The sequence below is a fragment of the Gilliamella sp. BG1 genome (assembly GCF_046635625.1).
In the GTDB taxonomy this organism is placed as follows: Bacteria; Pseudomonadota; Gammaproteobacteria; order Enterobacterales; family Orbaceae; genus Gilliamella; species Gilliamella bombi.
The window spans coordinates 66,632-88,788 of sequence record NZ_JBIDFG010000014.1; the positions used below are offsets into that span (position 1 = coordinate 66,632).

General features: G+C 33.1%; 19 protein-coding genes. 11 read left to right on the forward strand and 8 right to left on the reverse strand.

The features are described from left to right. The first annotated feature begins 116 nt into the window (after positions 1–116). The 6 genes from ybgC (at position 117) to hslU (ending at position 4,784) form a co-directional block, all read left to right on the forward strand. A complete protein-coding gene (ybgC, locus tag ACGH80_RS08910; protein WP_141671007.1) occupies positions 117–512 on the forward strand; it encodes a tol-pal system-associated acyl-CoA thioesterase in 396 nt (131 codons plus the stop codon). After that, positions 513–1,193, forward strand: a complete 681-nt coding sequence (gene tolQ / locus ACGH80_RS08915; protein WP_411630979.1) for a protein TolQ — start codon at positions 513–515, stop codon at positions 1,191–1,193. Positions 1,194–1,195: 2 nt separating this feature from the next. Beyond that, positions 1,196–1,621 carry a colicin uptake protein TolR gene (tolR, locus tag ACGH80_RS08920; protein ID WP_065574447.1) on the forward strand — a complete coding sequence of 142 codons (426 nt, stop codon included), beginning with the start codon at positions 1,196–1,198 and terminating at the stop codon, positions 1,619–1,621. A 21-nt stretch (positions 1,622–1,642) separates the two neighbouring features. Next, entirely contained in the window at positions 1,643–2,758 is a 1,116-nt protein-coding gene (gene tolA, locus ACGH80_RS08925) for a cell envelope integrity protein TolA (protein ID WP_174798595.1), read from the forward strand. Positions 2,759–2,907: 149 nt separating this feature from the next. Further along, positions 2,908–3,435 carry an ATP-dependent protease subunit HslV gene (gene hslV / locus ACGH80_RS08930; RefSeq protein WP_025316169.1) on the forward strand — a complete coding sequence of 176 codons (528 nt, stop codon included), beginning with the start codon at positions 2,908–2,910 and terminating at the stop codon, positions 3,433–3,435. A 23-nt stretch (positions 3,436–3,458) separates the two neighbouring features. Next, positions 3,459–4,784, forward strand: a complete 1,326-nt coding sequence (hslU, locus tag ACGH80_RS08935; protein ID WP_065589521.1) for an HslU--HslV peptidase ATPase subunit — start codon at positions 3,459–3,461, stop codon at positions 4,782–4,784. 63 nt (positions 4,785–4,847) lie between these two features. Here hslU and asmA read toward each other — a convergent pair whose 3' ends face one another. The 3 genes from asmA to mltA form a co-directional block, all read right to left on the reverse strand. Beyond that, the gene (gene asmA, locus ACGH80_RS08940) at positions 4,848–6,734 is read right to left on the reverse strand and encodes an outer membrane assembly protein AsmA (protein WP_411630980.1); all 1,887 of its coding nucleotides are present in this window, start codon (positions 6,732–6,734) and stop codon (positions 4,848–4,850) included. 32 nt (positions 6,735–6,766) lie between these two features. Then, positions 6,767–7,348, reverse strand: coding sequence for a dCTP deaminase (gene dcd, locus ACGH80_RS08945; protein WP_411630981.1), 582 nt, complete (start codon positions 7,346–7,348; stop codon positions 6,767–6,769). A gap of 70 nt (positions 7,349–7,418) precedes the next feature. Beyond that, complete coding sequence (mltA, locus tag ACGH80_RS08950; RefSeq protein ID WP_411630983.1) at positions 7,419–8,510, reverse strand: murein transglycosylase A; 1,092 nt, start codon at positions 8,508–8,510, stop codon at positions 7,419–7,421. Between the two features lie 197 nt (positions 8,511–8,707). Here mltA and cycA point away from each other — a divergent pair, with 197 nt between their 5' ends. After that, a complete protein-coding gene (gene cycA / locus ACGH80_RS08955) occupies positions 8,708–10,081 on the forward strand; it encodes a D-serine/D-alanine/glycine transporter (RefSeq protein ID WP_411630986.1) in 1,374 nt (457 codons plus the stop codon). Positions 10,082–10,138: 57 nt separating this feature from the next. On the opposite strand, the gene ACGH80_RS08960 is transcribed toward cycA, so the two are convergent. Next, a complete protein-coding gene (locus ACGH80_RS08960; protein WP_085164409.1) occupies positions 10,139–11,152 on the reverse strand; it encodes a TerC/Alx family metal homeostasis membrane protein in 1,014 nt (337 codons plus the stop codon). A 178-nt stretch (positions 11,153–11,330) separates the two neighbouring features. Here ACGH80_RS08960 and dacB point away from each other — a divergent pair, with 178 nt between their 5' ends. Beyond that, entirely contained in the window at positions 11,331–12,767 is a 1,437-nt protein-coding gene (gene dacB, locus ACGH80_RS08965; protein ID WP_411630988.1) for a serine-type D-Ala-D-Ala carboxypeptidase, read from the forward strand. A 61-nt stretch (positions 12,768–12,828) separates the two neighbouring features. Here dacB and ACGH80_RS08970 read toward each other — a convergent pair whose 3' ends face one another. Together ACGH80_RS08970 and ACGH80_RS08975 are read right to left on the reverse strand one after the other, a co-directional pair. Then, positions 12,829–14,664 carry an ABC transporter ATP-binding protein gene (locus tag ACGH80_RS08970; RefSeq protein ID WP_411630990.1) on the reverse strand — a complete coding sequence of 612 codons (1,836 nt, stop codon included), beginning with the start codon at positions 14,662–14,664 and terminating at the stop codon, positions 12,829–12,831. A gap of 241 nt (positions 14,665–14,905) precedes the next feature. Beyond that, positions 14,906–15,595, reverse strand: a complete 690-nt coding sequence (locus tag ACGH80_RS08975) for a helix-turn-helix transcriptional regulator (RefSeq protein WP_034909729.1) — start codon at positions 15,593–15,595, stop codon at positions 14,906–14,908. A gap of 621 nt (positions 15,596–16,216) precedes the next feature. On the opposite strand from ACGH80_RS08975, the gene ACGH80_RS08980 reads away from it, so the two are divergent. Further along, positions 16,217–16,396, forward strand: coding sequence for a Sec-independent protein translocase subunit TatA (locus ACGH80_RS08980; protein WP_034909727.1), 180 nt, complete (start codon positions 16,217–16,219; stop codon positions 16,394–16,396). Between the two features lie 15 nt (positions 16,397–16,411). Then, entirely contained in the window at positions 16,412–17,596 is a 1,185-nt protein-coding gene (locus tag ACGH80_RS08985) for an FAD-dependent monooxygenase (protein ID WP_411630993.1), read from the forward strand. A 241-nt stretch (positions 17,597–17,837) separates the two neighbouring features. Here ACGH80_RS08985 and mutY read toward each other — a convergent pair whose 3' ends face one another. Together mutY and pheA are read right to left on the reverse strand one after the other, a co-directional pair. Beyond that, positions 17,838–18,878, reverse strand: coding sequence for an A/G-specific adenine glycosylase (gene mutY, locus ACGH80_RS08990; RefSeq protein ID WP_411630996.1), 1,041 nt, complete (start codon positions 18,876–18,878; stop codon positions 17,838–17,840). A gap of 5 nt (positions 18,879–18,883) precedes the next feature. Next, the gene (gene pheA / locus ACGH80_RS08995) at positions 18,884–20,035 is read right to left on the reverse strand and encodes a bifunctional chorismate mutase/prephenate dehydratase (protein ID WP_174798586.1); all 1,152 of its coding nucleotides are present in this window, start codon (positions 20,033–20,035) and stop codon (positions 18,884–18,886) included. 238 nt (positions 20,036–20,273) lie between these two features. Between pheA and ACGH80_RS09000 the strand changes: the two genes are divergently transcribed. Continuing rightward, positions 20,274–21,836, forward strand: a complete 1,563-nt coding sequence (locus ACGH80_RS09000; RefSeq protein WP_411630995.1) for a hypothetical protein — start codon at positions 20,274–20,276, stop codon at positions 21,834–21,836. Positions 21,837–22,157: the final 321 nt, after the last annotated feature.

Consider the following 22,157-nt stretch of genomic DNA (forward strand, 5'->3'; position numbering starts at 1 on the left):
AATATTAGCAATAAAGGAAAATGATAATTGTTTTCATTTGCTGTTTTTTATATCATAGTGCAGCGAAGTTTATATTCAGATATAATAACACCAAATTTGATTAGTGTGATTTGGATATGAAACAATTCAATTGGAATGCAAGAGTTTATTATGAAGACACAGATGCAGGCGGTGTAGTTTATCATGCTAGATATCTAGCATTTTTTGAAAGAGCAAGGACTGAAATTTTAAGACAACTAGGAATTAGCCAACAGACCTTATTACAAGAAAATATTGCGTTTGTTGTTAAAAAAATGGATATTAGCTACCATTTTCCTGCTCGTTTAGATGATATGCTTACTATTAGTACTAAGGTGGATCAAACTCGCAAAGCATCTATTATTTTCAAACAGACTATTGTTAATCAAAATGAACGAGTTATCAGCACAGCAGATGTGCTTATTGCCTGTGTAGATATCGCTAAGATGAAGCCATGCGGGCTTCCTAAGTTATTAGTTTTGGAGTTTATATAAGTGGAAAATCTGAACATTATTAATCTATTTTTGCAAGCGGGGTTGTTAGTACAATGTGTTATGTTATTGCTACTTACTTTTTCTGTTATATCATGGGCTATTATATTTCAACGGAGTAAGATTTTAGGAAAAGCTAAAAAACAAGTTGAGGAATTTGATAATAGTTTTTGGGCTGCTGATGATTTAAATATTTTATTTGATAAAGCGAAATTTTATAAAGAAGAAATTAGTGGTACAGAGCATATTTTTTATTCAGGTTTTAAGGAGTTTTCACGGCTTTATCAAATTAATCCAAATATGGCAGAATCTGCTTTAGATGGAGCATCCCGTTCTATGCGTTTGGCTATGAATCGTGAACTTGATATCCTTGAATTACACATTCCTTTTCTAGGTACAGTAGGTTCTATTAGTCCATATATTGGTTTGTTTGGTACTGTTTGGGGAATTATGCATGCATTTATTTCTTTAGGTGCAGTTAAACAGGCAACGTTACAGATGGTTGCGCCAGGGATTGCTGAAGCATTAATTGCAACCGCAATTGGTCTATTTGCTGCTATTCCTGCCGTACTTGCTTATAATCGTTTATCATTGAGTGTGAGTCGAATTGAACAAAGCTATCTTAACTTTATTGATGAATTTTCTGCAATTTTACAACGCCAAGCAGTTGCTGTTAGGAAATAATTATGAGTAGAAGCAGACGTTCTCGTTATTCGACTAAATCTGAGATCAATATAGTACCTTTACTTGATGTACTATTAGTATTAGTGCTTATTTTTATGGCAACGGCACCAATTATTAGTCAAAGTGTTGAAGTTGATCTACCTGAAGCATCGGAATCTAAGACGATTTCACCATCAGAAACTAAACCAATCATTATTGAAGTGTCAGGCGTTGGAGTTTATGCTCTAATTATTGAGCAGGACCGTCAAGCTAATTTACCACAAGAAAAAATTGTTGCAGAAGTTAAGCAACAGATGTTGCTTAATGAAAAGGCTGTGTTTTTAGTTGGTGGAGCTAAAGATGTTCCCTATGAAGAAATTATAAAAGCGTTGAATTTATTACAATCAGCAGGTGTTAAGTCTGTAGGATTAATGACTCAACCAATTTAAATATTATAAAAGATGTCAGCAATGTCTCATAAGTCAAATTCAAAATTAAGTATAGCTATTGTAATATCTATTATACTACATATGATTTTAATTATTATTTTAGGTTACCGAGTTATGTATAGTAATGATGTTAATTATGGTAGCTTTAACGGCAATTCTATTGATGCTATTATGGTTGATCCTTCTGTAATGGATGAACAATACCAAAGACAACTAAAAACACAGATTAGCCAAAAACGGGCTGAGCAACAAAGGCAGCAACAAATAGAAGAGCAGGCTCAAGCTTTACAAGAACAGCAACTGGCTCAACAGCAACGACTTAAAGAGTTAGAAAGAGAGCGCTTAAAAGTAGAAGAACTACAAAAGAAAGAGGCAGAGGCTGCACAGGCGGCACGGGTAGCAAGGCAAAAAGAAGAAGATGAACGTAAAGCTAAAGAACAGTTAGAAGAGCAGCAAAGACAAGCTGAAAAGCAGCGTTTAGAACAACAGCAAGCGGAATTGGCTAAACAAAAAGCTGAGCAAGAAGCTAAATTAAAAGCTGAGCGAGAGCTATTAGAAAAGCAACGTGAGGAAAATCAACGTAAACAAGAAGAGTTAATTAAACAAAAAGCTGAACAAGAAGCTAAAGCTAAAGCCGAACAGGAAATTATAGAAAAGCAGAGAATTGAAAATGAACAAAAACAAGCTGAGTTAGCTAAAGAGAAAGAAGAGCAAGCAAAAAAGCAAGCCACTGAAAAAGCTGCTGCCGATAAAGCTAAGCGAGCTGCACAAGCTAAAAAAGATAAAGAACTTGATAATTTACTAAACGGGTTAACATCAGGCACATCTAATCCATCAGGTGGTGCTGCTAGTCGTAAAGGTGTTTCTGATGGAGAGCTAAATAAATACAAATCATTAGTTCAAAATGCGATTAGTAATAAGTTTATTAATCCTAATAAATTATATAGTGGCCGAAATTGTGTATTAGAAATTCAAATTGCACCCGATGGTTTATTGCTTGATGTGAGTGCAAAAGGTGGTGATGATGCATTATGTCGAGAAGCCCTTTCTGCAACTAAACAAGCTATTATTCCAAAACCTGCGAGCACATTTTATAATCAAGTAAAAATAATGACAATTGACTTTCAACCAAAATAGTTTTTATTCGCAAACGCTATATTTCCAGAAATTTTTTTAAAATAAATTAACAATATCTTCAAATTAAAATGTTGAAATTATATTAATCATCCCTATATATAGTCTATTCATTCCGAATAAAGTTACTTAAGTGAAAGAAGGAGCAGAATATGACGACAATTGTCAGTGTCCGTCGTGAAGGTCAAGTGGTTATAGGTGGCGATGGGCAAGTTACGCTCGGCGAGCGTATTATTATGAAGGGAAATGCTCGTAAAGTTCGTCGTTTATATAATAACAAAGTGATTGCAGGTTTTGCTGGCGGTACAGCAGATGCTTTTACACTATTTGAACTGTTTGAAAGAAAACTAGAGATGCATCAAGGACATTTAACTAAAGCAGCTGTCGAACTAGCTAAAGACTGGCGAACAGATAGAATGCTACGTAAGCTAGAGGCACTACTTGCTGTTGCTGATGAAAGTGCATCATTGATTATTACAGGTACTGGTGATGTCATTCAACCAGAAGATGACTTAATTGCTATTGGTTCTGGAGGCCCTTATGCGCAAGCAGCGGCACGAGCACTACTAGATAATACCTCACTTTCTGCACATGATATTGTGCAAAAATCATTATCGATTGCTGGAGACATTTGTGTTTATACCAATAATTTCCAAACAATTGAAGAACTTAATTATTAATCTGATTTAAGAGAAATTTAACTATGTCTGAAATGACTCCTCGTGAAATTGTAAGCGAACTAAATCAACATATTATTGGGCAAGAAAAAGCAAAACGTTCTGTTGCAATTGCGTTACGTAATCGTTGGCGCCGTATGCAACTAGATGAAACATTACGTCATGAAGTTACACCAAAAAATATACTTATGATTGGGCCAACAGGTGTTGGTAAAACTGAAATTGCAAGACGTCTAGCCAAATTAGCGCATGCACCGTTTATTAAAGTAGAAGCAACTAAGTTTACCGAAGTTGGTTATGTGGGGAAAGAAGTTGATTCAATTATTCGGGATTTAACTGATTCTGCAGTAAAAATGATCCGTCAAGAGGCGATTGAACGCAATCGTAATCGAGCGGAAGAATTAGCTGAAGAGCGCATTTTGGATGTACTTGTACCACCAGCTAAAGATGGGTGGGGACAAGTTGAAGATAATAATACAACAGCAAGACAAGCTTTCCGCAAAAAATTACGTGAAGGTTCACTTGATGACAAAGAGATAGAAATCGAATTAGCTGGTGTTAATATTGGTGTTGAAATTATGGCTCCTCCAGGTATGGAAGAGATGACCAATCAATTACAGTCAATGTTTCAAAATTTAGGTGGACAAAAAACAAAATCACGTAAAATGAAGATTAAAGATGCGCTCAAACAACTCATTGAAGAAGAAGCTGCTAAATTGGTTAATCCTGATGATCTTAAACATGAGGCGATTGAAGCAGTAGAACAAAATGGAATTGTTTTTATTGATGAAATAGATAAAGTTTGTAAACGTGGTAATTCTTCAGGCCCAGATGTTTCACGTGAGGGAGTACAACGAGATCTTTTACCATTGGTTGAAGGTTGTACAGTGTCGACTAAACATGGATCTGTTAAAACGGATCATATTTTGTTCATTGCATCAGGTGCTTTCCAAACAGCAAATCCATCTGATTTAATTCCTGAATTACAAGGCAGATTACCAATTAGGGTTGAATTACAAGCTCTAACAAGTGAAGATTTTGAACGTATTTTAACCGAACCAAATGCTTCACTTACTGTTCAGTATAAAGCTCTAATGGCAACTGAAGGAGTTAACATCGATTTTACCTCGGATGGTATTCGTAAAATTGCGGAATCAGCATGGCAAGTAAATGAGCAAAATGAAAATATTGGTGCCCGCAGGTTGCATACTGTTTTGGAACGCTTGATGGAAGATGTTTCATTCGAAGCTAGTGAACTCGGTGGAGAAACTGTAACTATTGATGCTAAATATGTAAGCGATCATTTAGATAAGCTTGTTGCAGATGAAGATCTAAGTAAGTTTATTTTATAAAAAGTTTAACTTCTAAACATAAAAAGGTGAAGATGAATTTGCTCAACTTCACCTTTTTTCTTGTTACTTTCTTATTAGCTCGCCTAAGATATCTGCAGCTTTTGATTTAGATTTAGATTTTGAATTATCTTTAGAGTCATGAGTTTTTAATTTTTCGCGGAGTTTGTCTAAACGGTCTTGTAATTTATCGCTTAGTGCATCGGTAATTAATTTACTCATATCTATTTGATAATGAAGATTAGCAAATTGCCCATAAATACGTAGTGGTATTGTTAACTTTTGCAGTTTACTAATTGTTTCACTTTTACCGTTCCAGCCACCTAATATTTTTAAATTCAAATTAACATCCAAATCTTGTTTTAAAAAACCAACTCGCCCTGATCCATCAATGACATCAAGAGTTTCAGAATTGGCATTTAATGTCGACAATTGCAAATTACCTTGCCTCAAATTACCAATAGCTGAAATTTTATGGAATTCAGTATATTTTTTTTGATTTTCAGGAGTCATGATGTCCTTTGAATATTGAGTTGCCGTATTTTGGATGATTCTTTGAATATTTAAATTATTTAGCCTTGCATTAGTTACTACTATATTCAAATTTCCTTGCAAGTTGGCTAAGATTTTTGAACCAGATAAGCTGTTGCTTTCTAAATCTCCAGTAGCGTTAAATAAACCCTCTAGATCATGTGCTATATTTAATTGATTAAGAAATGTATTTAAATCAACATTGGATATTTTGGTATTAAGCTTCATTAGTGTACTTTTTTGTTTACCATTTGCTAAACCAGTTGCAGCTATATGGCCATTAGCAATATCAAAGTTAATCTTTTTAAATATTGCAATACCTTCCTCATTGGTCATATCAATGTCAATATTATTTAATGTTACTTTGTTAGCATTAATCTGTTTAATATTTAATTTAGCTTTAGCATTAAAATTATTCAGAAAGTTTAATTCATTATTGATTTTTGTGACATTCGACACCACTGGTGAAGTTTGTTGAGGATTTGCTTCTTTATTTGAATTTTGACTTGTTTTCAAGAACGAAGTGAGATCGATTTTATCTGAATTTAACTGCAAATTTATATATGGTTTATTTGCTAAATCAGCATTTATTGTGGCAGTAAAATGATTTTCATTAATTGAAAAAGTTAAATTTTGGCTTTTAAGTAACATTTGTGGATGTTGGTAGTTAAATACACCGCTAATGTTACCTTTTAGCTCTTTTGTTGAATTGTCTACACCTTTATAAATGAAATCTAATTTCTTTAAATCGATTAACGCTTGTTCTGGAAATTGATTTAAATCGACATATGCATGTATCAAATAAGATAAATCTTGTTGATTTTTATCTATATTACCTTTTAAATCGATAGAAATATTTTTTTCACTATTTTGTTCTAACACTAGATTAATATTTCTAAAGTTAATTAAATCATTATTATGTTGTAATGTCACAGTACTATCACTAACTTCAAATTTATTTAAGCTAAATTTCCAATTAGATGAAATTTCTTGATCTTTAGAATCAGTTGGTTTATTCGTAGTCGTATTAGATGATGTTTTTGTACCATTTTTTGCAATATTGCCTTTACTTTCATTGGTGATACTGATAACTGCTGATTTTATAAAAACATTTTTGACTGATAATTTTTTGGAGAATAGAGGTAGTAACTCAACGTCTAATCTCATATTATCTGCAGCTAAAAGGGGTTTTGAAGCTCCTGCATCAGTTAGCTTAATTGAATCAGTTAAAATACTCACTTGCGGCCATATATGCCAACGTAAATTTCCATCGATGGATAATTCATATCCTGTTTTATCTTTAACTGTATCAGAAATAAACCCACGAAAGTTGTTGGGATCAACAAAAACAATCAATGAAACAACACTAATTGTTATGACTAAAATTAAAGCAAATAGAATAACCAATATTTTTTTGATCATATTAATGTTCCTTCGTTATGGTTATCGATTATTCAGTCTTTATCAATACGACTGGCAACAGCACCATACTGGTCTTTATATTTTGCATCTAACCTCCGATTGTATGGTTTTGTAGCAGGACCAGTTAGCGTTTCAAAACTGAGCGCGCCGATTGTCATTCCAGGCCTAAGTGCTAATGGAATTTTTCCTGAATTATAAAATTCTAATACAATTTGTCCTTGCCAGCCGGGGTCGATACGATGAGCTGTAACGTGAACCATTAGACCTAATCTAGCAAGCGATGAACGGCCATCTAACCAGCCAACTAAATCGTCAGGAATAGTGACTGATTCTAAAGTTACAGCTAATGCTAACTCACCAGGATGTAAGTAAAAGGCGTCACCTTCAGGTAATACTATTTCTTCACTCATCACTCGTTCCAAGACTGCAGATACTTCTTCTTTTGGACCACTTAAATCTATATAAGGTGTAGTATGTTCTCGAAAAGTACGAAATTGATTACCTAATCTAACATCAACAGTCGCACCATTAATACAGCTTGCTGCAGGCTGTGGTGTTATTTTTAATTTACCATTTTTTAAATATGCTTCGATATCTCTGTCACATAATCTCATGAGTTATCCTTAATTCAGCTTGTATTACTTTATTCTAACAGGTTCTTTTGATGGCGTCGACGTTAGTAGTTTAAGGCTGTAGTACCCATGCGCGTCCATAATGGTTATAGTATCCGGCTAATTTTCCTGCTTTATCTCCTATTCCTAGATAAAGGTCAAAATGTTGACCTTTTATAGCACCACCTACATCAAGTGCAACCATAAGTCGAGTTTCTCGTCTGCCTCGATATTGCCCATCGTCTTCAAGAAGCGGCACATCAACTAATACTACAGATCCTAAAGGAATGACTGATTTATCCGATGCGACTGATGCATTTGCAACCAAAGGTATTTCAGCCGCACCCGTAACTTCAGCATTATATTGTGGATTAAAAAAAACAAATGAACGGTTTTGAATTAGTAAAGCTTTAATTTGATTTTCTGGTTTGTTTTTTGCCCAATCTTTAATTGATTGTATAGAAATTTTTTCTTTTTCTATTTCGCCTTGTTCTACTAATAATCTTCCTATACTAGAATAGCCATAATTATTTTTACCTCCATAGCTGAAGAAGACTAAAGGTGAACCATCTTCAAAATCAATATAGGCACTACCTTGTACTTCCATAATAAAGTTATCCATTAAGGAATTACTGTATGCAATTTCAAGATCTCTATCAGAAAGAGCTCCATTATAAATTTGTTCACGATTTGGTAGTTGTTCTTCATCACTAACAACAGGCATCTTATAAATAGGGTATTTAAATTCTGCTGTTGGTTGATGCCTTGCTTTGATTATCGGAGTGTAGTAGCCTGTTAAATGTACATTGCCATACCCATCTTGTCCAACCATTTCGTAACTGTTAAGTCCTACCTTGTAAAATTCATCAACCATTAAAGAACGGCTAATCCACTCATTTATTGCTTTATAAATATGTTCATTTTTTTTATATAAAGAAGGCGATGACGATTTAATTTTAGCTATTTGAATAATGTAGTCTGATATGTTGACAGGAATATTTAATTGAGGCTGATTAATGTTAAGTGGTAAAGATAATTTCCCATCTTTATATTGTTGGCCTTGATTAGTTGGTTTATTTGAATAGTATTGGCTACCAATAAAAATAGATAAAACAAGTAAAATACTAAAAAAATAAAAATAATAATAACGATCTTTTTTTTTCATCTTGGAAAATAATTATAATAAGTTAAGCAATATGGCTGGTTATGCTACACAATTCTATTATAAGAAACTACAGATAATTATTATGAATCCATAAAAAGTTTTCATAACAATTCAACTTGCGATTTTATTCTATAGACTTTATAGTCCTAGACTCTTAGTAAGTCGAGAAATATAGAAAATAAAAGGAAATAATAGCGATGAGCATTACATCCTCAAAAAATGATCTGAAGCGAAATCTTTCTAACCGTCATATTCAATTAATTGCAATCAGTGGGGCAATTGGGACTGGTTTATTTATGGGTTCAGGAAAGACAATTAGTCTTGCTGGTCCTTCTATTATTTTTGTTTATATGATTATTGGTTTTATCCTTTTTTTTGTTATGCGTGCGATGGGGGAAATCCTTCTTTCTAATTTAAAGTACAAATCTTTTAGTGATTTTGCCAATGACCTTTTGGGGCCTTGGGCTGGATTTTTTACTGGTTGGACATATTGGTTTTGTTGGGTAATTACAGGGATTGCCGACGTTATTGCAATTGCTGGATATGCGCAACATTGGTTTCCTGAACTGCAGTCATGGATACCAATGTTATTAACAGTTGCCTTACTTTTAACACTAAACTTATTAACGGTAAAAATGTTTGGTGAAACAGAATTTTGGTTTTCAATGATTAAGATTATTGCAATTTTAGCATTGATAGGAATTGGACTCGTACTCATTTTGACTGCTTTTCATTCCGAACAAACGGGTACCACAGCTGCATTTTCGAATTTGTGGGAATACGGGGGCTTTTTCCCTCATGGTAGTATGGGTTTTTTTGCTGGATTTCAAATTGCTATTTTTGCTTTTGTTGGGATTGAGTTAGTTGGCACAACTGCAGCAGAAACCGTTGATCCGTGCAAAAATTTGCCTCGTGCAATTAATTCAGTGCCTGCGCGTATCATCTTTTTCTATGTTTTTGCTTTAATCATTATTATGAGTGTAACGCCATGGATGTTTATTTCTCCAAACAAAAGTCCTTTTGTAGAATTATTCACTCTAATTGGCTTGCCCGCTGCTGCAAGTATTATTAATTTTGTAGTATTAACTTCAGCAGCATCATCTGCTAATAGTGGTATTTACTCAACAAGCAGAATGCTGTTTGGGCTTGCTAAAAAACAAGATGCTCCAGAACCGTTTGGTAAATTATCAAGTCGCTCTGTACCGGCTAATGGGCTATTATTCTCGTGCACATGTTTGTTTGGTGGAGTTGTTTTGATTTATTTAGTGCCTAATGTCATGGAAGCTTTTACTATAGTAACTACAATTTCGGCTATTTTATTTATGTTTATTTGGTCGATGATTCTTATTTCTTATATTGCTTATCGTCGCAAAAAAATAAACTTACATGAACAATCTCAATTTAAAATGCCAGGTGGTATTTTTATGTGCTGCGTCTGTTTGGCTTTTTTTGCCTTCGTGATTGTATTACTTACTTTTGAGAACGATACTCGCCAGGCATTAGTGGCAACACCTATTTGGTTTGTTATTTTAGGTGTAAGTTATTTTATTCGATCTTTAAAACGTCAATAAATTTATACTAAAAATGGCAGGAAAACCTGCCAATATTTTTACTCTAATTATCGCACTTTATTTTTTCGGACAGATGATGCTAGCAATAATTCCTAAAGCTAGTGTGCCTAAAACGATATAAAGACTGGTAATTGGATCTATATCAATACCGTATCCAAATAGATGGTTACTTGCATTTAAAGCCAATTTTCCGGCAATAAAAAAGAGTAAACAGATAATTGCCTTATCAAGATGAGCTAAATACTGTTTCATGGCTTGTAAAATAAAATACATAGTTCTAAGACCCAAAATAGCAAAAATCATCGAGCTATAGACAATTAACGGTTCTTGGCTTACAGCAATCACGGCAGGAACAGAATCAAACGCAAAGATAACGTCACTTAACTCAATTACAACAATACATGAAAACAGCGGTGTAGCATAAAAAATACTTTTAGGTATTTTACCAACTAAATTGCTATTCTCAGGTTTTGCAAGTTCTCTATCAAGTTGTTTTTTGGTTAATAAAATGTGATGGCCGACAATTTTGGGGTAAGATGGAAAAATACGTTTGGCGATGCGAAAAGTTAAGTGATTTGAATAATCCTTTATGTCTTGATCATTATCTTGATTTTTTAGCATTATTATTCCAGTGCAAGCTACTAATATTGAAAAAGCTAATTCCATCCAAGGACCTAAATATAACAAACCTGTTCCAATTACAACAAATATGGCGCGGAATATAATAGCGCCAATAACTCCCCAATAAAGTAAGCGATGTCGATAATTATTAGGTACTGAAAACCAAGAAAAAATAGCCATAATGACAAACAAATTATCGACAGATAGTGCTTTTTCAAGGACGTAACCAGCAACAAATAAGCTAGCAGTAGTACTCCCATGATGAATGTATAAAAATAGTGCAAACCCCAGTGCAACAATTATCCAAAAAAGTGACCATATAATGGCATTTTTTAAACTGATAGGTTTATCGTTATGGTGAGCATATAAATCAACAATAATTGCAGCCAAGGCTAGCACAACAAATACCAACATGGTCTCTATTGGAAATCCTAATGAACTTTGCATCATATTTATATTACCTAGTTTTAATTGATTTTAGATAATTTGAATAGTTGGTTTATCTAATTTAACCGTAATATATAATTATAAAAGTGATAGAGTATATATTGCTAGCTAAATCAAAAAAAGTTATATTTGCAAGTCTTATTTAACTGTTTTAATTTAATAATATTTTGAGCCAGTATTTATGACAAAATTTAGGATAATTATTCTCACTCTTCTTCCTTTTATTTCGGGATTATTATATGCACAACCAGTAGAGCCTTATATATCTTCTTTACCTAAAGGAAGTGATTTATCCATTTTGGTTCAATCTGTTGGGCGTAATCCTAAAACATTAGCAAAATATAAAAGTAATCAATTCAAACAACCAGCAAGCACTCAAAAAGTGATAACTGCGTTAGCTGCTCAGCTTGAACTGGGTAATGATTTCCGTTTTATAACTCGTATACAAACCAATGGCTCAATAAGTAATAAACAGTTAAATGGTGATCTTATTATTCAATTAAGTGGAGATCCAACTTTTACTCGTGATCGATTAAAAAGCATGATTGCAACACTGAGCCAAAAAGGTATTGAGAAAATTTCAGGAAATGTGATTTTGGATACTTCAATTTTTACAAGTCATGATAAAGCATCGGGCTGGTCCTGGAATAACTTAACTGCATGTTATAGTGCTCCGCCATCAGCTGCTATTATTGATAATAACTGTTTTAATGCAACCATTATTCCGGGTAAGGTCGGTTCCAAAGCCTCTGTTACGGTATCTTCCAATACTCCTATTATTCTTACTGGTGATGTCAGAACTATCGCTGCTAATAGTAAGGATTTAAATGATAAATATTGTGAATTAGATGTAAACTACTCAGATAAAAACCATTACCATTTATCAGGATGCATTGCTGTAAGTTCAGATAAAATACCGTTAAAATTTGCAGTAATTGATAGTGTTGAATATTTTTCGAAAATTTTAAAAAATGAGCTTAAACAAAAAAAAATAATGTATACAGGAACTATTATTGAACGTAATCAAAGGACTAATGCTCAGTTGTCATTATTAGCCTCTAGCCAATCAGCTCAACTTTCTGAACTGTTGACAGTTATGCTTAAAAAATCAAATAATTTGTATGCAGATGCTATATTTAGGACTTTAGGGGCCCATTATTATAATGTTCAAGGTACATGGCGTAATGGCGGTGATGCTGTTAAGCAAATTTTACGTAAAAAAGCGGGTATATATTTAGAAAATTTAGTTATTGCTGATGGTTCTGGATTATCTAGATTAAACTTGGTTAGCGCCGATAAGTTAATGGAAATTCTACAATATATTGCAGCTAATAATACAAAATTAAGAATTATTGAAATGTTACCAATTGCTGGAGTTGATGGTACTTTGCAGAATCGAAAAAGTCTTAATCAAGCACCTTTTAAAGAAACAATACGAGCCAAAACAGGTTATATTCAAGGTTGCTATAACTTAGCTGGATTTATCCAAAAGTCTGAAGGGGAATATGTTGCATTTGTGCAGCTATTATCAGGATACCAAGCTGATAATAAAGGAGAGCCCAAAAATAGTGCAGTCATGCGATTTGAATCGGAATTCTATAAAAATTTTATTAATTAATAAAGTGTGGTCAGGATATATATATTTTATATTTAGTATAAGTCCTGACCTTCTTTGTAAATTAAAAGTTATCGGCTAAAAAACCACAGCTCTGATGTTTCCAAAGCTGTGCGTATAAACCATTCTTGTTTAATAATTCTTGATGGGTTCCTTGTTCGATTATTTTACCTTGATCAAGTACGATTAGTCTATCCATTGCCGCAATTGTAGATAATCGATGGGCAATAGCAATAACGGTTTTTCCTTCCATTAAAGTATATAGACTTTCTTGAATTGCTTGCTCAATTTCAGAGTCTAATGCACTTGTTGCTTCATCTAATAATAAAATAGGGGCATTTTTTAAAATGACGCGAGCAATGGCAATACGTTGCCTTTGCCCTCCGGATAATTTTATACCTCGTTCACCAACAAAAGCGTCGTATCCTGTTTTACCTCTTGTATCAACGAGTGTTTGAATAAATTTATCTGCATGAGCCTTTTTGGCTGCTTCTCTCATCTCCTTTTCAGAAGCATTTTTGTTACCGTAAAGTAAGTTTTCTCGTACTGAGCGATGCAATAACGAAGTATCTTGTGTCACCATACCGATTTTAGAACGTAAGCTTTCTTGACTAACGGCAGTAATATCTTGACCATCAATAAAAATATTACCACTTTGTAAATCGTAAAAACGAAGTAATAAATTAATAAGCGTTGATTTTCCAGCTCCAGAACGACCGACCAAACCAATCTTTTCACCAGGTTTGATTGTTAAATTTAAATCTTCAATAATTGAGTTGTGTTGTTTTTTATCATAAGCAAAATGGATGTGCTTAAATTCGATTTTCCCTTGGGTAACATGAAGTGATGTTGCATTAGGTTGATCAATAACTGTTTTAGTGGCTGAAAAAGTATTAATCCCATCTTTAACTATGCCAATATTCTCAAATAAAGCTGCCAATTCCCACATGATCCAATGTGAAAAACCGTTTAATCGAAGCGTTACAGCGGTTGTTGTTGCAATTGCACCAACACCAATTAATTGATTGCTCCATAGCCATAAGGCAATACCTGTAGTGCTTAGTATCAACAAAATAGACATTAAATGATTAACAATTTCAAAGCTACTGACTAAGCGCATTTGTTGATTGACAGTGACTAAAAATTCATCCATTGATTCTTTAGCATATTTTGCTTCATTGCCAGCATGAGAAAAAAGTTTTACTGTCATGATGTTGGTATAGGCATCGGTAACTCTTCCTGTCATCGTAGAACGAGCATCTGCTTGCATGCTAGCAACTTTACTTAAACGAGGAATAAAATAATACATAGCAATACCATAAATTAGACACCAGCCTATAAATGGAATTAATAGCCAAAGATCTAATTGCCCGATGATTGTTGCCATAGTAATAAACGAAATAAAGACATAGATAAAAATCTCCGTCACTAAAAAGCAAGTATCACGAACTGCAAGCGCTGTTTGCATGACTTTGGCTGATATTCTACCGGCAAATTCATCTTGGAAAAAACGCATACTTTGATTGAGTACCAACCGATGAAGGTTCCAACGCATTCTCATTGGAAAATTACCAGCCAGGCATTGATGTTTTATAATAGTTTGTAATCCAATAATAATTGTACTTGCTATGATGATTAAGGCTAATATTACTAATGTTGTTTTTTCTTGTTGCCAAAATTTGCTAGGTTCAACAGCTGCAAGCCAATCAATAACCCTACCAAGAGCTGCATATAAAAAGGCTTCAAAAGCGCCAGCGAATGCACTAAGAATAATTAATAATAGTAGAAATAAGCGAGTTCCTTTAGTTGATTGCCATATGAAATTAAAAAAATTTTTAGGCATACATTCATATTCAACTTTTGGATAAGGTGATACTAATTTTTCAAAAAATCGATACATATTAGGCCTGACAAATAATAGAGTTTTCCATTGATAATACAATCAATGATATTAAAAAACGAGGATAGCGCAAATATATGTAAATTATATATGCATTAAATTGTTACATGAAATTTTAGATATATCTGCGATTTATAATATTATAAATATTAAAAAGCTGATGAGGAAATATGATGTTTTATATTTCCTCATATTATGATTATATCTTGAACGTCAATATATAGCTACTATACTAATGGTCTTAAAATATATCTTTTATAATAAGTACAACGCGTCCAACAATATGATATTTATGAAAGTCTACTTTAGGTACTTCAATAGTCGGATATTGGCTATTATTGCAGATTAACAACCATCCATTGAGAGTTAAACGAATCTTTCTCAAAAAGGTAATATCTTCATATTCAATTAAATAGATTGCACCATCAATAATCTCATTTATTTCTGTATTAAGAATTAATCCGTTATTATTTTTGATTTCTGGCGACATTAAATCGCCTTTAGCCCAGTATATAATTAATTTTTTAGCATCCAAACCTCGATGCTTAACCCAACCTTCAACAATAGGATAATTCATTACTGGAGGCGTTTCTCTAACAAAACGCTCTTTTTGTGCTTCTTCTTTTGTTGGTAACTGTTTTTTATATACAGGGATACGATAAATATTTTCGTTATAGACTTCTTCACTGTCTTTAGGATCTAATACTTCTAATTTATGTCCAGTGGCAAGCCAATTAAAGGAAACATTACATTTTTCAGCAATGACTTCTAAACGTGTAAGTGATGGATATGTTTTACCTGATAAATAATCTCGGATTACTGTTTCTGACATATCACATTTTTTAGCGAAGGCTGATACAGATAACCCTTGCATTGAGCTATATAGTCTATCTTTAAAAGTTTTAATATTATTATTTTTAATTGTATTCATCTTTGAACCATTATTTCTTGCATAAGTTTATTAATTATAATGTATTTTTTTGTGTTTTTGTATACGTTAATAACATTGAAAATCTATTAGTTTTGCTTTATTCCTATGCTAATTTGTTTTTTTATTTTATATCTTGTTTTTTTATCTTGTTTTTTCATTTTTTTTATGATTGTTGATTTTTTTGGGAAAAAAAGTTATTTATTGTTTTTTCTGCTCGAAAATGCGTATTTTTGTGTAAAAATATTTATTGCTGTGTTAATTAAAGTTTTTTTATTGTTTATTTGATATTTATCAAAGGTATCTTAATGGTGGCTTTTTTATATTATTATGATTTTATTTGATTTATATTTTTTATGTAGAAATAATTTAAATTGAAAAAATAAATAAAAACGTTGACGAAAGCGAAAAAAAATGGATAATAAGCAGGGTAAGGATTTTTCATTGTTTTCTTTCCTTATATTCCTTATATTTCATGTTGGCCTGTATAGTTTTATACAGGTCTTTTTTTATTTTTGAACTATTCATGAAATCCCTTCACAAAAAGAGTATAATCAGTTTCCTATATAATCTGTTTTAAAGCTTATCCTAACAGAGCGTTGTATTTATTGAGAGGATTTGATCATGTCTTTTAGCATTCCACATCTTTTAGTGTTTCTTGCCGTGGTGATTTTATTATTTGGCACTAAGAAGTTACGTAATTTAGGTTCGGATCTTGGTTTAGCGTTGAAAGGCTTTAAAAAAGCGATGAATGATGACGAAGTTGAATCAAAAAGTGATAATAAGTTAGATGATAATAAATAGTTGCATTTATTTAGTATGAATTTACAATTTGACGTAGTAATTGTTGGTGGTGGATTAGTTGGTTTAGCCACTGCTTGTGCACTTAGCCAATGTGATTTAAACATTGCGATTATAGATACTAAACTTTGTCAGCATGAATTCTTGCCTCATGCTGAAATAAGTATTAGAGCTTCTGCTATTAATGGCGCTAGCCAGCGCTACTTTTCAAAAATTGGTATATGGGATGATTTATGCAATAGCAAGCGTGTACAGGAATTTACTGAGATAGGTGTATGGGAAAAAAATGGTCAAGCTCATTTGTCTGCCCAAGCCAAAGATTACGGTTATTCTAATCTTGGATACATAATTGAAAATAATGTCATTTCTCATTATCTTTACCAGTTTGCCTTAAACTGTTCGAATATTAAGATTTATAGGCATGAAGCAGTTGATTGCACATTTAATGATGATTTTGCCTTTTTAACACTTGCAAATAAAACTGTTTTACAAGCTAAATTAATGATAGGGGCTGATGGTGCTCATTCTTGGGTGCGTAGGAGTGAAAATATTTCTGTTCTTGAGCATGATTATCTTCATCATGCTGTGATTACAACTGTTCAAACTGAATATCCTCATCAATCCTGTGCTAGGCAAGTGTTTTATCCCAATGGAATTATTGCTTTTCTTCCTCTTTGGAATGTAAATAAAAGTTGTTTAGTTTGGTCGACAAAACCAGATAATGCGTCTACTTTAACTTCACTTTCTGAATCAGAATTTTCGAACGAATTATTTCGGTTGACTGGTGATAAAGTTGGTAAATGCCAGTTAATTAACCCTAGAATGGTATTCCCATTAAAAGCGCGATTTGCTAAACAATTTATTAAGCATCGGTTAGTACTTATTGGCGATGCTGCTCATACTATTCACCCTTTAGCAGGACAAGGGGTAAATTTAGGTTTTCAAGATTCTGCTTTATTAGTTTCAACCATTAAACAATTAATCGAAACTAATAAAGATATTGGGCTTGTAAAAAATTTAAAATCATTTGAGTTTAATCGTCGCAAAGATGCGTTAGTTATGCTCACGGCCATGCAAACTATTCAAGATATGTTTAATGGTGATAATTTGTTGAAAAAGACGTTAAGAACAATTGGTATGAATGTCATTGATAATAGTCAGCTATTAAAAAAGCAACTGATTAAATATGCTATGCATATTTAATTTAAACTTATATCTAGTTATTATTGTGTCTGTCAAAAACTTTCAGGTAATTATGTGTTTTAGTATAAAAATCAATTATGATACTTAATAGATTAAGAATCTATTCCAGAAATAACAATCCAACCATAAAATAAGTAAACTGAACTAAAGCCGCATGATCTAATGCGCTTAGCAAATTATAGTTAAACAAGAATAATAATGATGCACTAAAAAGTGCACCAATATTGATAATAAATCGTGATTAAACTGTTTGTTTTAATAAGTTATAAACAGGGGTAGCAAGACCTATTTTTGCGTTGTTAGATTTTAGTTTATACCAATAGCCACTATGTTCATTAAAACATTTTGTATACTTGGTAATGACACAATAAATAGGAAAAATATCTAAGTGAAAATGACTAAATGTGTGGCGAAATGCAACAAGTTGCTTTGGTGCTGTTGTTTCGATACCTTGTTTTTTTAACCAGTCAGTTATTGCTTGTTTACTTGAAAATTGAGGAAAACAATATAATCCTCCCCAAATACCAGACGGAGGCCTTTTTTCAAGCCAAATTGTATGATCATATTCTAGCATTAAAAAATAGGCTGTCTTTTGGGGAATGGCATTTTTAGTTTTTTTTGTAGGATAGAGTTGCCAGCTTTCGGTTTTATATGCTAGACAATGGGTTTGCAATGGGCATAAGGAGCATTTAGGTTTAGTGCGTGTGCAAACCATAGCCCCAATATCCATCATAGCTTGATTAAATTTTGCTACCTTATGTTTTGGTGTGACTTGTTCACTTAATTGCCAAAGTTTATTTTCGACAGTTTTAATACCCGGCCAACCTTCAACAGCAAAATATCGGGTTAAAACACGTTTTACGTTGCCATCTAAAATTGGATAATGTTGATTTTGTGCAAGAGATAAAATTGCACCAGCTGTTGAGCGTCCTATGCCTGGAAGTGCGACGACATCATCGAACTTTGTAGGGAACATGCCATTAAATTTATCCACAATTAATTGTGCTGCTTTATGTAAATTACGTGCTCTTGCATAATAACCAAGTCCTGTCCAAAGATGCAATACATCATCAATTGGCGCTTTTGCTAAATCTGTTATTTGTGGGAAGTGCTCAATAAAACGATTAAAGTAAGGAATAACCGTTGCAACTTGGGTTTGCTGTAGCATCACTTCAGACAACCAAACATGATAAGAGCTTTTTTCGACCTGCCATGGTAGCGATTTTCTGCCATATTGTTCATGCCACGTCAGGACAGCTTGCGGAAAGTATTGTATTTTCATAGCCATTACATTGCAGCAACAATAGAATCACTAGGATAGCAACCTAGTACCTTAGTATATAAAGTCATTGATGCCAATTCTTTGAGAGCTGTTTGCATTTCATAAGAATGAATGTTACCTTGCAAATCGATATAAAACATCTCTTCCCAAGGCGTACCATGAATTGGGCGTGATTCAAGTTTAGTCATAACAATGTTATGGTTACGTAATACCGATAGCGCATCAACTAAAGCACCTGCTTGCTGACCTGTTTTCATGAGAATTGTGGTTTTAGCAGGGATTTGATCAGATACTTCTATTGGCTGACGAGCTAACACAATAAAACGAGTAATGTTTTCTTTTTGATTGGCAAAATTATGTTCAAGGACTTGTAGCCCATATAATTCACCACCATCTTTATTACCCATAGCTGCAACATTAGGTTGATTCAATTTAGCTACAGTTTCCATTGCTGATGAAGTACTATCGCAGTATATGATTTTCCAATGAGGATAGTTCTCTAAGAAGTTACTACATTGCTGGAATGGTTGTGGATGGCTATAAATAGTATCGATTTGCTCTAGCTGTGAATTTTGTATAGCAAGAACACAATGATCAATAGGTAAAGAGAGCTCACCAATAATATGTAGATTAGTTTTTTGCAATAAATCATAAACTTCATTAATTGAGCCAGAACTTGAATTTTCTATTGGTAAAATTCCATAATCTACGGCATTATTTTCGACTTGTTCAAAAATCTCTTTAAAGGTTGAACAGCTTAATTCAATCATTTCATCTAAGTGAGTGCTAGCATAGCGGCGAGCAGCAGAATGCGAATAAGATCCTTTGGGGCCTAAAAAGGCAACTTTGGCTGTGGTGATTGTGCTGAGATTAAGCTTTTCTTGCAAGATTTTTTGTTGTAATAGTACAGAATCTTCAATAATTAATTGATATAAGCGTTTAATGAAAATATCATCAAGATGATAGTCTTTGCCTTCATTGATTAAGGCTCTGATAAGTGAACGCTCACGATCAATGTCGCGCACAGGAATGTTTGCTTCAATTTTCGTATGAATTACTTGCGTTGCAAGTTGGCGCCTATGGGCAATAAGCTCTAACAATGTTTTATCTAATTTATTAATTTTATTTCGCAAAGATAATAAAGGATTTGTAGCCATTTTTTATTAGTTATTTAAAAAAGATAGTTTGTATTATAACAAGCAAAAAAATAAAGGCACTATCAAAGTATCCTTTGTTTGTAAATAATTGAATTTTTATGGTAGTATACGGCAATAGATAGAGCTGGTGTGTTTATAATAACCGATAAGTTGCTCTTTTCTTTTTTTGTGAATGGATCTCAAAAGTTGTTTTAAAATCATTTATAAAATAATAATCCATGGAATGGTTGGTAGTAAAATGATTAAATACCCATTTGGAATAGGCAGAAAAGTTTGTATTCTTCTTGTTACTGTTTGCTTATTGCTTAATAAGTTATATTTAATGCAATTATTGAAGTTAATAAGTTTGCTAAAAAAGTCAAAACGAATACTAATAGCAAAAATTACTTCCCATGCCGCCTTACAAAGAATTTTATTAAAATCGAACGTTAAGCATTATGCGTTGCAATTGATGACGATATTCTTATGTGAGACAATTCTATCAGGTAATGCTATAGCTGTATTGTCGGCTACTACGACAAATGTAATCCACGGTAGTGCACCGTATTTAACTTTCGATGACAACAAGAGCAAAGCAAATAGCATGAGTGGAGTATTAAGTATTACACTGTCTGATGGTAGAAAATATGATAAAAGTAATCACCGTTCATCAAAAAGTAGCCCAATTATACTGCCAGAGGAAAATCAAAGCGTAAATGATATTAAGATGTTTCTTCCCAAAAAGCATAAGGAAGATCCAATGGATCATACTAAAAAGGCTAAATTAAATGATGTTCTATTAAGTTTTGGGCTAGCAAGAGATGATGATGGTGATGAAATTACTGTAACTGGTGGTGAATTGACTATAGATATTAGAAATGTTGATGGTAAACAAATTAGAAATTATGCTCAAATATTAGATCCTTGTTATGCGCCTTATAGCATTTACTTAAAAAGTGATGATGCAACATTATCCACGCGATATGGTATCCCTGCTTCATCAGGTAAATTTATTGGTAGTAGTGTTACCTATTATATTTCCCCTAAAGTTAATGATCCTTATACTTGTTTTTCTCAGCCTAATTTGAACCATAGCTATGGTACGCATCTTGGTCCTGCTGAGCAATGGGATAGATATCATGGGTTTAAACCACAAAATATCCAACAACCATTTATGAACTTTCCAAATACAGCGGCGAATGGGTTACATTTTTATTTAATGACAGCCGGAGGGCTTGCCCGTGAGTTTACTTACACTAAATTACCAGTGGATTCAGGCATTAATATTAATGTTACTCACGAAAAAGGAAAGCCGGCCAATATTGCTAGAATTGATTTAATGGGGCCAAGCTATACTTCAACAGTAGAACAAGCAGCAACAGCGGTTCCTACTACATTTATTATTTATGCGGATAAAGCAAAAAAGAACAAAATATACAGTTTTAAGATAGATAAATGGTTTATAGCAAATTCTGAAGAAATGAGTTATCTTGATGCTAAAGAATTTTGTATGACTTTGGAAAAGGCGGGTTACCATGTCGCAAATACTATTGATATGACTAATGGCAATAATCGATTTTGGAGTGGTGGTTTACCAGGACAACCTAATAATTATCAGCGTCGAATTGGTGGCAGTTTATTTGCAGAATGGGGGAGTACTCGTAAAAATTATTATCATAATAGTGATTTTACTGAATCATACTATTGGTCAACAGAGTCTTACCCTTTGTCGCTTGGTTGGCAGTATCATATTAGTTCAGCTTATGGTAGCGCCTATTATGCTTCTTCTGATGGTAACAATGGAGCATTATGTGTGCATTGATCGGTTTTTTACCCATTTTATGAAATAGCGCACAATGCAGTAATCAAAAAATTCAATTTATGGTAATTTAGCTTTATTAAATTATAGGAAAAGTTATTACCCTTTCGGTTGTGGCTTCATTATTTGGTTTATCAAATGTGTGACGAACTTTGCACTTATGTTAAATTTTATTGCGTTGTTTTCGAGTTTGCTAGGGCGTGTTGATCTTTCGTGATTATTTTTTATACGGCATGATGTGAGTTACAATAATTCAGCCAAAAACAACCATAACTCGATTCATCATGCCAAGAACAATGCTAACAGATAAACGGTGGGAAAAGC

Bases quoted from the DNA above. Each gene is read 5' to 3' on its own strand.
- ybgC (WP_141671007.1), top strand. From the start codon at position 117: ATGAAACAATTCAATTGGAATGCAAGAGTTTATTATGAAGACACAGAT.
- tolR (WP_065574447.1), top strand. From the start codon at position 1,196: ATGAGTAGAAGCAGACGTTCTCGTTATTCGACTAAATCTGAGATCAAT.
- tolA (WP_174798595.1), top strand. From the start codon at position 1,643: ATGTCTCATAAGTCAAATTCAAAATTAAGTATAGCTATTGTAATATCT.
- hslV (WP_025316169.1), top strand. From the start codon at position 2,908: ATGACGACAATTGTCAGTGTCCGTCGTGAAGGTCAAGTGGTTATAGGT.
- hslU (WP_065589521.1), top strand. From the start codon at position 3,459: ATGTCTGAAATGACTCCTCGTGAAATTGTAAGCGAACTAAATCAACAT.
- asmA (WP_411630980.1), bottom strand. From the start codon at position 6,734: ATGATCAAAAAAATATTGGTTATTCTATTTGCTTTAATTTTAGTCATA.
- dcd (WP_411630981.1), bottom strand. From the start codon at position 7,348: ATGAGATTATGTGACAGAGATATCGAAGCATATTTAAAAAATGGTAAA.
- mltA (WP_411630983.1), bottom strand. From the start codon at position 8,510: ATGAAAAAAAAAGATCGTTATTATTATTTTTATTTTTTTAGTATTTTA.
- cycA (WP_411630986.1), top strand. From the start codon at position 8,708: ATGAGCATTACATCCTCAAAAAATGATCTGAAGCGAAATCTTTCTAAC.
- ACGH80_RS08960 (WP_085164409.1), bottom strand. From the start codon at position 11,152: ATGATGCAAAGTTCATTAGGATTTCCAATAGAGACCATGTTGGTATTT.
- dacB (WP_411630988.1), top strand. From the start codon at position 11,331: ATGACAAAATTTAGGATAATTATTCTCACTCTTCTTCCTTTTATTTCG.
- ACGH80_RS08970 (WP_411630990.1), bottom strand. From the start codon at position 14,664: ATGTATCGATTTTTTGAAAAATTAGTATCACCTTATCCAAAAGTTGAA.
- ACGH80_RS08975 (WP_034909729.1), bottom strand. From the start codon at position 15,595: ATGAATACAATTAAAAATAATAATATTAAAACTTTTAAAGATAGACTA.
- ACGH80_RS08980 (WP_034909727.1), top strand. From the start codon at position 16,217: ATGTCTTTTAGCATTCCACATCTTTTAGTGTTTCTTGCCGTGGTGATT.
- ACGH80_RS08985 (WP_411630993.1), top strand. From the start codon at position 16,412: ATGAATTTACAATTTGACGTAGTAATTGTTGGTGGTGGATTAGTTGGT.
- mutY (WP_411630996.1), bottom strand. From the start codon at position 18,878: ATGAAAATACAATACTTTCCGCAAGCTGTCCTGACGTGGCATGAACAA.
- pheA (WP_174798586.1), bottom strand. From the start codon at position 20,035: ATGGCTACAAATCCTTTATTATCTTTGCGAAATAAAATTAATAAATTA.
- ACGH80_RS09000 (WP_411630995.1), top strand. From the start codon at position 20,274: ATGATTAAATACCCATTTGGAATAGGCAGAAAAGTTTGTATTCTTCTT.